This is a genomic window from Pseudomonas sp. S31 (assembly GCF_016648105.1).
Taxonomy (GTDB): Bacteria; Pseudomonadota; Gammaproteobacteria; order Pseudomonadales; family Pseudomonadaceae; genus Aquipseudomonas.
The window spans coordinates 19,202-34,619 of sequence record NZ_JACVVE010000012.1 but is presented as its reverse complement, the minus strand read 5'-3'; the positions used below and the strand labels follow the sequence as shown (position 1 = coordinate 34,619).

11 protein-coding genes and 1 pseudogene are annotated in these 15,418 nt (G+C 54.4%); 5 read left to right on the top strand and 7 right to left on the bottom strand.

The genetic code is table 11. From position 1 onward, the window contains the following. Positions 1 to 368: 368 nt before the first annotated feature. From IAE37_RS29170 to IAE37_RS11210, 6 genes and pseudogenes are all read right to left on the bottom strand, one after another. Positions 369 to 1,124, bottom strand: a complete 756-nt coding sequence (locus IAE37_RS29170) for a methyl-accepting chemotaxis protein (RefSeq protein ID WP_442967801.1) — start codon at positions 1,122 to 1,124, stop codon at positions 369 to 371. A gap of 102 nt (positions 1,125 to 1,226) precedes the next feature. After that, positions 1,227 to 2,276: pseudogene (locus IAE37_RS29165) on the bottom strand (PDC sensor domain-containing protein); the annotation flags it as partial. A 418-nt stretch (positions 2,277 to 2,694) separates the two neighbouring features. After that, positions 2,695 to 4,023, bottom strand: coding sequence for a TRAP transporter large permease (locus IAE37_RS11225; protein ID WP_201173382.1), 1,329 nt, complete (start codon positions 4,021 to 4,023; stop codon positions 2,695 to 2,697). A 2-nt stretch (positions 4,024 to 4,025) separates the two neighbouring features. Beyond that, a complete protein-coding gene (locus IAE37_RS11220; protein WP_201173379.1) occupies positions 4,026 to 4,553 on the bottom strand; it encodes a TRAP transporter small permease in 528 nt (175 codons plus the stop codon). 105 nt (positions 4,554 to 4,658) lie between these two features. Continuing rightward, positions 4,659 to 5,903: an OprD family porin gene (locus IAE37_RS11215; protein WP_201173376.1), complete on the bottom strand. Its 1,245-nt coding sequence runs from the start codon at positions 5,901 to 5,903 to the stop codon at positions 4,659 to 4,661. A 110-nt stretch (positions 5,904 to 6,013) separates the two neighbouring features. Continuing rightward, complete coding sequence (locus IAE37_RS11210; protein WP_201173375.1) at positions 6,014 to 7,036, bottom strand: TRAP transporter substrate-binding protein; 1,023 nt, start codon at positions 7,034 to 7,036, stop codon at positions 6,014 to 6,016. Between the two features lie 902 nt (positions 7,037 to 7,938). On the opposite strand from IAE37_RS11210, the gene IAE37_RS11205 reads away from it, so the two are divergent. Next, positions 7,939 to 8,949, top strand: a complete 1,011-nt coding sequence (locus IAE37_RS11205; RefSeq protein WP_236409914.1) for an AraC family transcriptional regulator — start codon at positions 7,939 to 7,941, stop codon at positions 8,947 to 8,949. A gap of 20 nt (positions 8,950 to 8,969) precedes the next feature. Here IAE37_RS11205 and IAE37_RS11200 read toward each other — a convergent pair whose 3' ends face one another. After that, complete coding sequence (locus IAE37_RS11200; RefSeq protein ID WP_201173373.1) at positions 8,970 to 9,911, bottom strand: LysR family transcriptional regulator; 942 nt, start codon at positions 9,909 to 9,911, stop codon at positions 8,970 to 8,972. Between the two features lie 153 nt (positions 9,912 to 10,064). On the opposite strand from IAE37_RS11200, the gene glcE reads away from it, so the two are divergent. The 4 genes from glcE to mhpT are packed head-to-tail and all read left to right on the top strand — an operon-like array spanning position 10,065 to position 15,209. After that, a complete protein-coding gene (glcE, locus tag IAE37_RS11195; RefSeq protein ID WP_201173372.1) occupies positions 10,065 to 11,240 on the top strand; it encodes a glycolate oxidase subunit GlcE in 1,176 nt (391 codons plus the stop codon). Beyond that, positions 11,231 to 12,481 carry a glycolate oxidase subunit GlcF gene (gene glcF, locus IAE37_RS11190; protein WP_201173371.1) on the top strand — a complete coding sequence of 417 codons (1,251 nt, stop codon included), beginning with the start codon at positions 11,231 to 11,233 and terminating at the stop codon, positions 12,479 to 12,481. Before glcE ends, glcF begins: the two co-directional genes overlap by 10 nt. Further along, positions 12,474 to 13,946 carry an FAD-linked oxidase C-terminal domain-containing protein gene (locus tag IAE37_RS11185; protein ID WP_201173370.1) on the top strand — a complete coding sequence of 491 codons (1,473 nt, stop codon included), beginning with the start codon at positions 12,474 to 12,476 and terminating at the stop codon, positions 13,944 to 13,946. Before glcF ends, IAE37_RS11185 begins: the two co-directional genes overlap by 8 nt. Before the next feature lie 39 nt (positions 13,947 to 13,985). Further along, positions 13,986 to 15,209: a 3-(3-hydroxy-phenyl)propionate transporter MhpT gene (mhpT, locus tag IAE37_RS11180; protein WP_201173367.1), complete on the top strand. Its 1,224-nt coding sequence runs from the start codon at positions 13,986 to 13,988 to the stop codon at positions 15,207 to 15,209. Positions 15,210 to 15,418 lie beyond the last annotated feature (209 nt).

Here is a 15,418-nt window from a genome sequence, read left to right as displayed (position 1 = left end):
CGGCAACAGTCGTCCACGACCGGCACCTGTCGACCTGAGGCGGGCACCCACGCGCCGGCAATTTATGAAAGTCGACAGCGCGAAATAACGGAGTTAGTTTATCGCGACCTGTGACTACGGCGCCGCGGTTTGAGGTAGGCTCGACGTGTCCTAGAGCCACAAAGCCGTTCACCCAGTGCGAAATCCTGATGTGAGCTTTCTGAGAAGAGTAGGTTTAGCAGAATCTATTAAGGGGCTACTTTCTGGCATAAGAAAAACCCGACACCGTAAGTCGTGGTCGCGCCGATGCTCGAGTCCAATAAGGGGCAAGTACTCCAGTTTTTTAGATTCGTTTGAGTTAATTGAATCCGGGAGCAATATTATGGGGTTCATACCCGGAACCTATCTACCAGCTCATGTTGGTGGTTGGCTAGATGCGTCAGGGATTGGCTAATTCGGGCAGATTCCGCAGCCTGTTCGGTGACTATCTCAATCACATTACGGATTGAAGTGAAATTTTTACTAATTATCTCCGCGACAGATTTTTGTTCACAGGTGCTGCTGGCAATCTCAAGGTTCATCTCGCTGATGGTCGCTACAGCATTCCCGATGCTTCGAAATGCCATGACAGCATGATTAGCTTTCTCGATACTCACCTTGGCTTGGTCGCGGCTGCTCTGCATATCGGCAACTAAATCACCAATGCCACTCTGGAGGTCTTGGATGACCTTACGTACTTCACTTACAGAGTCCTGGGTACGATGAGCGAGCTTTCGCACTTCGTCGGCCACCACAGAGAAGCCGCGGCCGGCTTCACCAGCTCTGGCCGCTTCGATGGCAGAGTTTAGTGCCAGCAGATTTGTTTGATCCGCGATATCCCGAATCACTTTCAGAACAGATCCTATTTGCTCGCTGCGCGTAGAGATCTCACGTACCGTCATCATGGATCTGTCTAGATCACTTGCTAAAAGATCAATGCTGGAAGTCGCCTCGTCAATGACCGTGAGCCCGTTTACGCTTGCTCGATCGGCATTACGCGCCGCTGTCGCCGCCTGTTCAGCGCTGCTGGCCACGGTTTGAACAGAGGTTGACATGGTTTCGAAAGATGTGACCACCTCGGCAATCTCGGTGTACTGCTGGCTCATGCCAGCGCTGGTCTTACTCGCTATTGCCAATGACTGATCAGCGGTGCCACGGGCGTCTGTGACGCAGTGCTTGAAGTCGGAAATGATGGGCTGGAGCTTGTCCAAGAAGCGATTGAACCAGGATGCCAGCTCTCCAAGTTCATCGTTTTTGCTGAATTCCAATCGACGCGTCAAGTCACCATCGCCGACGGCGATCGCTTTCAGCATCAAGGCAGTACTATTGATTGGGCGCGTCAGACTTGAGGCCATGAGCCACATCAAGGCAAGCCCCACTACTGCAAATGAAATGCCAAAGGTCGCAATGACGGATCTGCCATTCGCTTGATGCTCATCGAGTTTCTGTTTCAGAAGCATCGAAGGGCCCAACAGTGACGCCTTGGGGATTTCGATTGAAACGCTCCACTCCTGGGCATTGGGAATGGGCGAGAATAGGCTGGTCGTTCTGATTAGCTTGTCCTCGAGGGGGAGAGCGGCCAATGCGTGCGAACGCGCGGTTTCCTGCTCCTTCACTGAGGTGGGGGCGGGCGACAACTTCACTCCTAGTGTCGAACCGCTGCTGTGTCCTACCAGAACTCCGTTTGGACTGGACAAGCTGACCAGCGCAGCACCTTCATACAGTTTCTGGCTGGTCTCTTGGGCGATTGCCTGCAGGCGATCCACACCAAGGTCCAAACCGACGACACCCAAGACGTTGTTATCGTCAATTAACGGGAACGCGATGCTGATCAGTAGCACCTGTTTCCCGTCCAGTTTGGCCCAGTAGGGTTCTGATATGCACTCATGCCGTGTGTTCACGGCGCAAGCGTAACGTGCGCCATGTGAAGGGTCATCTTGTCCGGACAGTTGCTTCTCACTCATGAATTCGGCGCGCAATTTTCCCGGTAATGGTTGTCTCCAGTGCAGTGAGAATCTGCCTGCTTCATTGGTTCCGAGTGCTCCGCTGTTGAGGAAAAGTTTATCGCTATTATCCAGGGCATTTGCTTCGAAGATTACATAAAGGCCGAGGACTTCGGGATTTGACTGGAGACTGCTGCGAACCTGATAAGTAAGATCTTCGCGCAGGTACGAGGCCTCCAGTAAGCGTTTTTCCGACTGTTCCCGGAGGGACAATATCTGCTGTGAAAAGCTCTTGCCGTACTGGTAGGCATCCATGAAGTATCGCTGGGCAACGAGTGATTCGTGGGTAGCGCGATCCCTCAAACGCAGTTCTGCGCTATTGGTAAGCATCTCGGAGCTTTCTTGGGCAACTAGGTCGACCATCCTGGATGCCTGGTTTTGACTGATAAGCACCAGGCAGGCAACTACCGAAACAAGGCATAGCCCAGAAAGTAATATGATTTTGTTCTTAATTGAAAGTCTGACGTGCAACATAAGCTGATCCTAAATGTCATTGATCTGCCGAAGCCACGATGATTGGTCTATCTGCCCAGGCCAATCAAATGTGGAAGCTAAGAATTGAAAAAGCGCACTGAGGCTGTCCGAGTAATCCAACAGGCTCTGGTGCGCGGAAATTTAGCTGTAGCTGGAGGTCGATGAGGTATAAAGCTTTAACAACACTCCACATTCAGTGTCATGAGAAATAGTTAATGAGTCCCAAGCAGAGCGTTGGGAACGCCACGAGCAGGATGATCCGGATCAGGTCGGAAACGATGAAGGGGAATACACCCTTAATAGTCTCAATGAATGGGACGTCCTTTGCCGCTTTCTGAACGATGAATAAGTTCATGCCCAAAGGTGGGTGTATCAGACCTATTTCCACCACCATCAGTGCCAGAATGCCAAACCAGATGGATTTCTGGGTGGTGTCGAGCCCATAGAAGTCTAGGCTGATGATTAATGGGTAGAAGATAGGGATTGTCAGTAGAATCATCGCCAGGGAGTCCATCACGCAACCCAGCAGCAAATACAGGATCAGTATCGCGATGAGTACGATCATCGGCGCCAGGCCAGATTCGCGAACTAGATTTGCCAACTCATAAGGCATCTGGGTGAGCGCTAGTCCGGAGTTGAGCAGGTCGGCGCCCAGGAGCACTAGGAAAATCATTGCCGTTGTTTCTGCGGTGCCGAGAAGGCTGGTGCGAATACCTTTCCAACCCATTTCACCTTTGATGACGGCAAGGATGCCGCAGGCAGCCGCACCGATCGAAGCGGCTTCTGTGGGGTTAGACCAGCCGCCATAGATACCTACGATAACGACGAGGAAAATCCCGATAATGGGCAGGATACCCACTAGTGCACTCAGGCGGGCAGCCAGGCTTGCTTTGGGAATCGACTGGACCGTGTGCTCGTCGCGCGCAACCATTATGCGTAACACGATCATATAGCCGATGATCGCAATGACCCCTGGGACGACAGCTGCCACGAAGAGCTTGGCGATTGACTCTTGTGTCAAGACGGCATAGATCACTAATGGCACTGAGGGCGGAATGAGAATGCCCAGCGTTCCACCTGCCGCAATTACGCCGGTAGCCAGGCGCCCTGAATAGTTGTGACGCCGCAACTCTGGAAGGGCGACTTGACTCATGGTCGCGGAGGTCGCGAGCGATGATCCGCAGATCGCGGCAAATCCTGCACAGGCACCAATAGCTGACAGCCCAAGTCCGCCGCGCAAGTGGCCGAAGAATACTGAAGCGCAGTGGAATAGCTGCTTCGATAGGCCACCATGGGTCGCAAATTGACCCATCAGGATGAACAATGGGATAACGGCCAAGTCGTAGTTCGACAGCCTGGAGTAGGCGAGGTTATTTAAGGTGAACATCAGGGCTTGGAGATCGCCATTGTTCAGCAGCCAGTAACACAGTGCACCGCCCATCAGCATGGTGACGCCGACATGAACCCTGAGTACCAGGAGTATGGTCGTTGCGCCGAGGGCAAATAGTCCCAAAGACAATCCGCTCATGTTTAGTTTCCTCGGCTGAATATGATATCGACAACCCGCACTGCGGCGGTAATGGAGAAAAGCGCCAAACTAGGAACAATAAACATCAGAGGAATCCACATGGGAATCGAAAGCAAGGTGGTAGAGTCGCCATAACTATGCATATCAATCATCTGCAGGCTTGTGCGCCACGTGAGCACACCGCCGGCTACGCAACAAAGCAGATGGGCAAGAATATCAAGAAATCTTTGAACAGCCGGAGGCGCAGCGAGGGTGAAGGCGTCCGCTTTGATGTGATTTCCGCGTAACTCACAGAGTGGGAGGAACGACGCGATAATGACCGCAGCCCCCATCTCCACAAGCTCCATATCGCCGCGGATGGGGCTGGCAAAAAGTTTTCTTCCGATGATGGAGATAATAGACATGCTGGTGAGGAGGACTAGTAAAGTTCCCCCGCACAGTGCGAACAGATAGACCGTGCGCTCAAGCGCCTTGCGAAAGATCCCGTGATCCGTGGAGATACGGTATTCCGCGCCGATAGATTCATTCATATTATTTACCGAAGCTGATAGGCCTGGTTACTTTATCTGCGTAAAAAAAGGCGCCTTACGGCGCCTAAATGGCCACAGGAGGAGCAACTAATTATGTGGGCATGCTTACCAGAGTGCGAGGGTGTAACCCAAGATAATACGATTCTCATCGATGTCGGAAGTTAGCCCGCTAGTCGATCGGAACGATACATTACGCAGCCTGACGTTGAATCCTTTCAGGGCTCCGCTTTGGACTACATAAACAAGATCGGTGTCTCGCTCCCATTCCCTTCCATTCTTGACGGTCGGCGTATCAATGTCGTAGCCGGACACGTAGCGCGACATGAAGGCTAGGCCTGGAATGCCAAGGCCGGCAAAGTCGTAGTCATAGCGCAACTGCCAAGCATCGGTCTCGGCTTTGTTGAAAGTGTTGTAGGTCACCAGGTTGACGCTGTAAGGGTCCGCTCCAGAAAGGAACGGGAGGTTTCCATCTCCGCTGATTTGCTGATAGGCACCGGAAAACTTGTGCGCACCGACGCTGAGTGTGAGCATGCCCATCAAGGCATCATTGTCGATTTTGCCGGCGAGTGCTTTTCCATTATCAAGACTTTTGAAATAGCGTAAGTCAGTCTTGATACTCAGTCTTTCAGATAAGGGCAGCGTGTTTACAAAGCCCAGAAAATGTTGTTTATAAACATCGTCAAGTGCGCCATAGTAGTAGCTGGCGGAGGTCGATGGGTTAATCTCATATTGACCACCACCAAAGACAAAGTTGTCACTTTCAATGCCGGTGTAGTACGCGATGTCGTCTCGACTACTCGAGTTTCGCTGATTGACTTCGGTCAGTCGTCCCGCGTTGAGCTGAAGACCGGGGATGTCCTTGTCAGAAGTTACCATGGCTCCAGTGAAGGTGGCCGACAGCAGCCGAGTGTCGTTGTACATGACGACTGGAAGCACCGGCTGGAGTGTACCGGCGCGAAGTGTGGTCTGCCGGAACTTCACCTTGCCAGTCAGTCCAAGCTCACTCCAATCATCCGCGGGCACGCCGGTTTCATTGACGGCCAAAACGCCCGTGCCGCTATTGCCCGCCGTAGAGTCTAGCTTGACGCCCAGCTGTGCCATGGTGTCCAAGCCGAAACCGATTTGCCCCTCAGTAAAGCCCGACTGCACGCGCAGGGTGAAGCCTTGACCCCAGTCCTCTTGCGTTGGAGCCCCACCTTCTTGACGGAAGTCACGGTTCATGTACATGTTTCGAAGTTCAAGCGAAGCCTTACTATCCGAAAATAGATCGGCTGATGCGTGAGCGCTGAGTGTTAGAGAAATTGCAGCAGGAAGTGCGCAAAGCACGAAGCGATTGCGTTGGCCTATCATTACCGGAGATCCTGTTATTATTTTTGATGGATAAGAATTATTGTTGGCAGTCAACTTGATATGCGAGCCGGACTTGATGATGTGTCATTTGTTTGCCCGGCAGCGGCGGCTCAATTTTTCGGGTACATGGCGTGTGCGGCATCAATGATGGCTTTGCCGTCAAAGCCCTTGGCGTTCGATATCCACTGCGCCTCCAGCGGTTTGAGTTTCGCAATTGCTTCGTCATAGGCTGCTAGCGGCATGACGACGATGGTGCCATTCTCGGCGAGAATTTTTTCCTTCGCTTTTTCGATCTGCTCATCAAACACTCCGCCTATTTGGGTCACCAGGGTCGAGCCACTATTGTGATCCAATACATCCTTTAGATCTTGAGGCAGTGAGTCGTACTTGCGTTTATTCATAAGCAGCGTCAGTGCGGTTGCACCCAGTGCAGGTCGATCTGCAGGCGTGTCCGTATGGTATTTTGTGACTTCGGAAATCTTGGTAGGTACCACATTTTCCCAGACAGCCGCGGCCCCATCGACGACTCCTTTGGAGATGGCCTCGGTTACTTGAGCGGGCGGCATGGCTACGGGCACGGCGCCCAAGGCGGTGAGGGTAGTTGCGATGGTCCTGTTGGGGGCACGTAACTTGAGGCCCTCAAAATCTTTCGCCGACTCGATTTTCTGATCCCTGGTATGGAAGTTCATGCCGCCGTCCGCATGCATGGCGAGTACTTTGTAGTCCTTGTATTCGTCCTTCAACTGCTGTTGATAGAAGTTCCATACGACTTCGCTGCCACGCGTACCGCCCAGAGGAATCATGCCTGGCAGTTCGATGGCTTCAGTTTTAGGAAACCGGCCAGGAGAATAACCAGGTGCTGTCCAGACGATGTCGGCTACACCATTCCTCGCCAAGTCGACGAGTTGAGCGGCGGTGCCCCCCAGTTGAAGAGATGGATAGATCTGACACTTCATCCGCCCTTGGGATTCATCCGAGATCTTCTTGCACCACGGTTCAAATATATTCACCTGAACGTTCGAAATAGCAGGAAGGAAGTGAACGAGTTTAAGGGTGACTACATCATCGGCTACCGCAAGGTGTGAAAGCCCGATAAGCGCCGGCAGGCTGAGTGCTCTCAGAAGCGTTGACATAGGATTCTCCGTTTAATTTTTGTTGTAAGTGTCACGCACCATGAGCTTAAGGAGATGCAGTAAATGCGGTTAGCCGGATTTGGCAGCGGGTATCCGCATCTAGCGAGATTGTTCGCTCCGTGGATATCTTCTGTGTGCCTTTGCGCAGCTCGGTCAGTTAAACCTGCCAGAACCGGCTAGCGAATGCGATTATCGGCTACCTTGGCCAAGACGATTTTCGTTAGGCTCCTAACGACAGGCCGTCTCGCAGCTTATTACGGCGCTTATAACTGCAAGTAGGGTTTGCAACTGCCCAATGGGACGAGCAGGATCTGTGCATGAAGCTGACTAGTTGATTACGAAAGCGCGGTGCTTCCATCAGCGGTGTAGGCCCGTAAAGGCGTATTTCCTAGATGCAGGTGCGGGTAACGTCTGTTTTTTTCGAGCTTCAGGCAGGTCAAGATTTGGGGCGAGATCACACTACGCCGGATCGGACGCCGCATTTGGCAATGGAGGTTGACTCCATAGAAGCGCTCATCGCAACGATGAAAGATTTACGCGTTCGGGTATCAAAGTGCACGGGCCGACGAATCATGCATTGTTCCAACCGATCTACTTCTCGACCCCTGCGCTAATCGTCTTGAGCTAGTGGCATTGCTCCTGCAGCATCATTCTGGATGCGTTAGCGGAAGTGAATGGTCAGATGCTCGAGGCGTCTTCCATGACCAGGCGGGCGCCTCATCACGGTGTCTTGAGGCACGACATTCGCTACAAGCAGTTGTAGGGGAGCATGACACCTCGTCGGAGCCGGAGGTGTTTACAGCCTTGGTCCTGCCGCTCAGCCTAGACGGGATTGACTCCTCCAGGCTGATTGCTTACAACGTGATCATTTATAACAACAAGAGTGCCACGCCGTGACTCACATGGCCTCCAGTAATGGCGTTGCCCACGCGGTTTCCTTGCTGCGCATGCACGCACAAGCTGCATTGGGCGTCACGCCCGATCAAGTCGAAGCATTTGATGCACGCGCGGCTTCTGATGTTCTTGCGGCCAACTACAGCCCTAACCGGCTCGCCGTGCTCAGTTCTGATGGCCCCCTTGCCATGCAATGGCATCGCCGTCCAATCGGGGATTTGCAGGTGGCGAGCCTGCGCTTCGGTGTTCCGGTCAATCTTGATCAGGCCCCGACCTCATTTCTCCTGGTGAGTACCCAGCTACAGGGCAGCGCAACCATTCACACCCCGAGGGGCGTGTATTCCGGTGGCGGCGGACTGGTAATGATCGACTCGTTGGAGGACCGTATCAACAAAGCTTTCAGTGCTGATAGCTGGCGGCTGCACGTGCAGTTTCCCCTCGCTATGATTGAATCGGCTTATGTGGATTTTCATGGAAGCGCACCGGATAAGCCGCTACGTTTCGATGCGATGCTCCAAGCCGGTGGCTCCGCACAAATACGCTGGATTGGTTTCCTTAATCTGCTGATGACGTACATGATTGGGCCTGAACCTGCCCCTGACGCCCGTACTATCGAGTTCTTGCAGCAGAGTGCGCTCTTTACGTTGATGCATGCCATTCAAGGTGACAACGGCAACGGATTTGCCCCGCAGCCGTTCACGCCGCGTCATGTGAAGCGCGCAGAAGGATTCATTCGGGGTAACCTGCGCCAAGACATTAAGCTGGCGGAGATTGCCAATGCCGCAGGAGTTAGCGTCCGTTCACTCAGTGAAGGTTTTCAGCGAGCATTCCAACAGTCGCCCATGCAATATGTGAAGGGATTGCGCCTGGACGGTGTACGGAATGAGCTGTTGCGTAGTGAGTCCGATCGTCTGGTATCGGAGATCGCCGAGTCATGGGGTTTCAACCACTTAGGTCGCTTCAGCGAGCAGTACCGCTTACGCTTCGGTGAACTCCCGTCCAAAACCCCCCGGGGTTAGGCAGCGGCCCATTCTTGCTGTCAACGGGAGGCTTGAACAAGGCACCGCATCAGCATTCCTAGTGCCGGATTCGTGTTGGCAGTGCACCAGACTGCCCTTACTTCCGAAAGCAGGTTGGCGGTGTCCAGAGGAAGAACCCTGGCTTCGTTTCTGGCTTCAAGTTTTCTGGCGAAGTTTTCAGGAAGCAAACAGATATAACGGCTTTGCTCCAGCAATGACACGATCAGTGTCATAGAGATCGAGTCCACGACCCCGTCCGGTAATCTCAAACCGTGCTGTGCCAGCATCGCCTCCAAGGCTTCGCGTGCTGGGGAGCCTGAGTTCGGCACGATCCATGGATAATCAACGGTTTCCACCCACTCAACTTTGGTTTGTTGTACGAGAGGGTGAGCAGGCCCTGCGACGATAACAAGCGCTTCGTTCATAAGCGCCTGTTGCATTGTGCCTGGTACAGCCACCGGTTGCCACATTCGGATAATCGCCATATCGATCGAGCGATCCACGAGTTGTGGAATCAGCTTGTCTGCAGTGCTTTCTTCGATTTTGATTGATACGGACGGCGCGCACTCACTCAGGTAGGTCAGGGCGGTTGGGATCAAGGTTGCGCATACCGACGAGACCGTACCAAGAACAATGTGACCACCCTTGCCTTCGCTTAGGGCAAGTATCTCGCGCTGAGCACGATCGAGATGGTACAGAACTTCGCGTGCGCTGTTTATCAGGGCGAGGCCGACGGGTGTCACCTCCAGATGATTGCCTTTCCGACGTACTACGGGGTGCCCAATGCCATCCTGGATTTCAGCTAGCTGTTTTGAAACTGCTGACTGGCTGACATTCATTGACTCGGCGACTTTTCGCACTTGTCCCAGCTCTGAGAGTGCTACCAGCACGCGTAGCTGTTTTAAGCTCAGTGACGACCTGAAATATCTATCGAGCAGCGCTTTATTGTCTTTGTCGGTCATGTGTTATGGGCATTGTTGGGGTTATGGCCGGTCCTAGCGATTGTATCTGTACGAGCGTCCGACCACAGTGCTTTTTTGCACATGAGGTCTACCTCATGCGTTAGCGAAAATAAGTCAGTCGACCTTCTGCCGTGCATTCATTAACGTCATGGCATGCGCGGCTTTCAGCCAAGCGCTCACAATAAAAAATACGGGATTGCCTTTCAAATGTCAGCCTTCGCTCTACAGTCCTGCGGAGATAGCCATCGTGTGCCCGGTGATAGCGATGCAGTCATCTGGCTACGTGAACGCTTCGCTCAGGCGCGTGCCGCACGTACCAAGCTCCAGATACAGGGAGCCGGAACTCACAGTCAGGTGCCCGCGAACGTTTCCGTGATTTCTTTCAAGGACCATGCGGGAATCGTCGAATACGATCCTAGTGACCTGGTTGTCACGGTCCGCTGCGGAACTCCCCTGATCCAGCTCGAACAGGCGTTGGCTAGCCATGGTCAGATGCTTGGTTTTGAGCCCGTTGTGCAGCACAACAATACTGTGGGAGGTGCCGTCGCGCTTGGCTGGTCAGGCTCCCGCAGACCGTATGCGGGTGCGCTGCGCGATCACCTCATTGGCATTCGACTGGTCGATGGTCAGGGCAGAGACCTGCGCTTCGGTGGACGGGTAGTGAAAAATGTGGCCGGGTTCGATGTGGCACGGCTGGCGGGTGGCAGCCGCGGCATGCTTGGTGCTTTGCTCGAGGTGACGCTGCGGGTGATGCCCCGGCCCGAAGCCGAGATGACGGTTTCCATCGCATGCTCAGCACAAGAGGCGCTGTCCATGATGTTGAAGGGAGGGCAGGGGCCAGGCTTGTTGTCCGGTTCGTTTTATGTAGACGGGCATCTTTTCCTTCGCTACAGCGGCACTTGCCCTAGTGTTCGCGACGCCCTGGCAAGGCTTAACGCCGATTACGCCGAAGTGAGCGATGAGTATGCGCCGTGGCGCAGTGTTGCTCACCAGGAGCATACCTTTTTCTTGCCCAGGCCGGACGAAATGCTCTGGAGAGTAAGTGTCAGGCCAGACGCTCCTCTCCACGCGTCCACGGGCGCGATCGATTGGGCGGGTGGCCTGCGCTGGATCTGGATGCCGAGCGCCGACAACAAGCTTCACGAGTGGGCGCGCAATCATGGGGGGCATGCTTCACCCTGGGTGTCATCCGCAGGTTGCGATTGGCGAGCCTTATCTGAAGACATGAACGCTCTAAGCCATGGCTTAGCCGACATTTTTGACCCTCATCGAATCTTTGATCGTTCGGTCCTGCAAACGACAGCGAAAGAGTGTGCCCCATGCGCGTAGACCTCCATCAGAATCTGATCGCGAGCGATGCTGCCGTTGAGGCTGCCACCTTGGTGGAGAGCTGTGTGCACTGCGGGTTGTGCTCGTCCGTTTGCCCAACCTACGAAGTGCTCGAGAACGAGCTTGATAGCCCCCGAGGCAGGATTTATCTCATCCGTGAAGCGCTTCAGGGAGGCGAGGTTACAGCGAAGACCCGTGCTCATCTGGATAACTGTCTCAACTGCAAGGCTTGCGAAACGGCCTGTCCGTCGGGAGTGCAGTATGGTCATTTGATTGACCTGGGGCAGCAAGTAATCAACGAGCAACAAGTGCGACCCTTCTGGCCGCGCATGAGTCGCGTGGCCATCCGGACACTGCTGTCGTCCCGGCCAGTGCTGAAGACGGTTGCGCTGGTCGGGTGGGCGTTGAAGCCTTACCTCCCGACCAATTTGCGTTCTAAGGTGCCAGTCCGGCCGTCTCCTGCGACCTGGGTTACACCAAGGCATGCGCGCAAGGTGTTGAGTCTTTCAGGTTGTGTGCAACCGGTATTTACACCTGGGCATGACGCCGCGCTTTCATTGCTCCTTGATCGATTCGGCGTGTCCCTGATCAAGGCCTCGGATGGCGGCTGCTGTGGTGCGCTGAGTCAGCACCTGGATGCTCCAGAAGCAGCGAGAGCGGCCATGCGGCGCAACATTGACGCTTGGTGGCCTCATATCGAGCGTGGCGTCGAAGCCATCCTGTCCTCATCGACAGGATGTGGCGCGCAGCTCATGGACTATGGACATCTGTTGCGTGATGACAAGGATTACGCGTTGAAGGCTGCTCGGGTTAGTGCCCTGGTGCGCGATCCTGGAGAATTCATCAATGCCATGTGGGATAAAAACCCATTGGTACTGTCGCCTTTGGCAGAAGGTGAAGAGCGGTTGGCTTTTCACGTGCCTTGCAGTTTGCGGAACAGCTTGCGAGCCAAGGCACAGGTGGAAAAGGTTCTCCGGCGAGCCGGCTACAAGCTCACTCCGGTCAAAGAGGAACACATGTGCTGCGGTTCTGCGGGAGCCTACTCGCTTCTGCAGCCCGATCGCAGTGAAGAACTGCTCTCGCGCAAGCTCAAACACCTTGTGCAAGGTAATCCTACCCAAGTCGTTTCCGCGAATGTGGGATGCATCATGCATCTCCAAAAATCCAGCCCCCTTGATGTTGGTCATTGGCTGGAGTTGATTGCACGGCGCTTGCCGAGCCAGGAGACAAGCCATGCTTGAGGGTTCTGAACATCCAAACAGTTCCGCGATCGCTGCATTCAGAGCGATCGTCGGTGATCGGTGGGTCATGGATGAGCCGGCTGCTCTTGTTCCCTACGAGTGCGACGCCCTCTTTCATCTATGCGAGCGACCGATGGCCGTAGTACTGCCTGCTGATGAAGAAGAGGTGTGTAAGGTCCTTCGCTATTGCGCGCACCACCGTATTGTAGTCACTCCGCGTGGCGCTGGTACCAGCCTCTCCGGGGGCGCGACCCCAGTCATGGGAAGCGTGGTGCTCGGCCTCAATCGTTTGCGCTCTATTTCGATACTTCCCGAGGCGGGGCAAGCGCTGGTCGGGCCGGGAGTGCGTAATGTGATGGTATCCGAGCACGCGCAAGCCCACGGACTGTTTTTTGCTCCCGATCCCTCGAGCCAGAGCGCGTGCACAGTTGGAGGGAACGTTGCGGAAAACGCTGGTGGAGTTCACTGTGTCAAGTACGGACTCACTGTGAACAACGTGGTCGGTGCGCGATTGGTCGACGGTTCAGGTTCAGTTCTTGACCTGAGCGGTTCCTCGCTGGACACGCCAGGATTCGATTTCCTATCCCTGATAACAGGCTCGGAAGGGTTGTTGGGGCTCATTACCGAAGCGCGTTTGCGGCTACTTCCCGTCCCGCCGAAGGTTCGTGTCTTACTGGCATTTTTCTTGACCCCGAGAGACACCTGCGACGCTGTCACCTCGATTATCTCTGCTGGGATTGTGCCGGCCGGACTGGAGGTCATGGATAACGCTTCGCTGATCGCTGCCGACAGTTACTCTCCGGGACTACGGCTTCGCACGGATGCAGGCGGTGCGCTTTTATGTGAGCTGGATGGCCAGTCTGCCGAGATTGAATCCTGGACTGAGCAGATCAAGGCGATTTTCAAGCAGCACTCACTGCTCGAGCTGCGTCAGGCCGATGATCAACATGAGCGACTTGAGCTGTGGTCGGCACGAAAGAACATTTTGCCGGCTCTGCTCAGAACTGCTCGCGATGTCTACGTGGCAGATTGTGTAGTTCCTCGTCGATTGCTCGGCGAAGTGCTTGATCGTATCAACCAGATGGCTGCTGACGCCTCGATTGAGGTCGTGCAGAGCTTCCATGCTGGGGATGGAAACCTTCATTCCGTACTTCGTTACGACAGTCGTATTGAAGGAGAAGAAGAGCGCGCCATGAAATTAGCTGATCAGATCATGGCATTAGCCCTAGAGGCGGGCGGTTCGATCAGCGGGGAGCATGGCATCGGTACCGAAAAGCTGCACGGCATGTGCTGGCAGTTCGGGGCCGATGAAATCGATATCTTCGCGCAGATTCGAAAGCTCTTTGATCCCCACTCGATTCTCAATCCGGGCAAGGCCATACCGACTTTGCATCGGTGTGCAGAGCTAGGAGGGATGCACATTCATGAAGGACAAATGCCTCACCCGGATCTGCCTCGTTTTTAACAACACTAACCACCAACAATACATACAAAAGGTGAAAACATGAGCACGACGACAATCGCTGCGCGCTCCTCGACTTTGACCATCGGCCTATGCTTCATAGTCGCACTGCTCGAAGGCATGGATATCCAATCGGCTGGCATTGTAGGCCCATCCCTGGCAGCTCAGTTCGCGCTTTCCTCAAGTGCGTTGGGGCTTGTATTTAGCGCCAGTATCATGGGCCTATTGCCGGGTGCTCTCGTGGGCGGTTGGCTGGCTGACAGAGCAGGGCGCAAGAGCGTTCTTATCGGTGCAGTGACTATTTTCGGGGTCTTCTCGCTCGCCACGGCCATCGCCTGGAATTTCGAGAGTCTGCTGCTTGCGCGCTTCCTGACCGGCCTGGGTCTGGGGGCTGCTATGCCGAACCTCATCGCCCTGTGTTCAGAAGCCGTTGAGGAGCGGCTCCATGGAACTGCTGTGAGCATGATGTATTGCGGTATGCCTCTGGGCGGCGCCTTGGCAGCGGCTATTGGCCTCACGGGAACCGAGGAGACGTGGAAGACTGTGTTCTACGTAGGGGGCGTTGGCCCACTGCTGATTGTCCCGCTTCTCTACTGGTCGCTGCCGGAGTCATCAGCATTCCGTGCACAAAAAATAAGCGGCAGTACTAAGGGCCGTGCAGATTGGAAAGGGTTGTTTCAGAACGATACTGCCAAGCCGACCATCCTGCTATGGGTAGGTTTCTTCTTCACCCTTATGGTTTTGTTCATTTTGCAGAACTGGCTGCCGACGTTGCTGCGAGGACTAGGATTTAGTCGCGTAGAAGCTACTACGGTGCAAATTGTCCTGAACGTCGGTGGTGCGATGGGCGCTCTATTCCTCGGTCGTCTGTTGGACCGCTGGAATGTAACCTTCCTGGTTGTTTTGATGTATTGCGGGATTCTTGTTGCTCTGGCAGCACTAGGATTGTCCGGCCATATGTCAGCGATGCTGGTAGCAGGCTTCACCGCAGGGTTCTTCTCTATCGGCGGTCAATTGGTGCTCTACGCACTCGTCCCACGTTTCTACCCTACTGTGATTCGCGGTACCGGTGTTGGTGCAGCAGTCGCAATTGGCCGACTCGGCTCAATGAGTGGTCCTTTGCTCGCTGGGCAGATGCTGGCCGCGGGTAGCGGGGCAGCCACTGTACTGATGGCTGCGACGCCAGGAGTAATAATTGCCGCTGCATCCGTACTCTTCCTACTCAACGGTAAGCGGCAAACGCAGCAGCGATCGATTGCGGGTTGAATTCACATCGTTTGATGTTGGACTGGCACAGCTAAATGGCCCTTCCTAACGGGGCCATGCACCCACGTAGACCCATAGTGTCTTACCGCACCAGAGTGCATCGATACGCTGACATGCGCAGTTGTCGATGCAGCCCGGTGAGGTGTTGCATCGCTGCCTGAATTTATGAGCCTGCTTTCTCTGCACTATCAAGATCGCCTTCACCGTGG

Bases quoted from the DNA above. Each gene is read 5' to 3' on its own strand.
- IAE37_RS29170 (WP_442967801.1), bottom strand. From the start codon at position 1,124: ATGAGCCAGCAGTACACCGAGATTGCCGAGGTGGTCACATCTTTCGAA.
- IAE37_RS11225 (WP_201173382.1), bottom strand. From the start codon at position 4,023: ATGAGCGGATTGTCTTTGGGACTATTTGCCCTCGGCGCAACGACCATA.
- IAE37_RS11220 (WP_201173379.1), bottom strand. From the start codon at position 4,553: ATGAATGAATCTATCGGCGCGGAATACCGTATCTCCACGGATCACGGG.
- IAE37_RS11215 (WP_201173376.1), bottom strand. From the start codon at position 5,903: ATGATAGGCCAACGCAATCGCTTCGTGCTTTGCGCACTTCCTGCTGCA.
- IAE37_RS11210 (WP_201173375.1), bottom strand. From the start codon at position 7,036: ATGTCAACGCTTCTGAGAGCACTCAGCCTGCCGGCGCTTATCGGGCTT.
- IAE37_RS11205 (WP_236409914.1), top strand. From the start codon at position 7,939: ATGGCCTCCAGTAATGGCGTTGCCCACGCGGTTTCCTTGCTGCGCATG.
- IAE37_RS11200 (WP_201173373.1), bottom strand. From the start codon at position 9,911: ATGACCGACAAAGACAATAAAGCGCTGCTCGATAGATATTTCAGGTCG.
- glcE (WP_201173372.1), top strand. From the start codon at position 10,065: ATGCGCGGCTTTCAGCCAAGCGCTCACAATAAAAAATACGGGATTGCC.
- glcF (WP_201173371.1), top strand. From the start codon at position 11,231: ATGCGCGTAGACCTCCATCAGAATCTGATCGCGAGCGATGCTGCCGTT.
- IAE37_RS11185 (WP_201173370.1), top strand. From the start codon at position 12,474: ATGCTTGAGGGTTCTGAACATCCAAACAGTTCCGCGATCGCTGCATTC.
- mhpT (WP_201173367.1), top strand. From the start codon at position 13,986: ATGAGCACGACGACAATCGCTGCGCGCTCCTCGACTTTGACCATCGGC.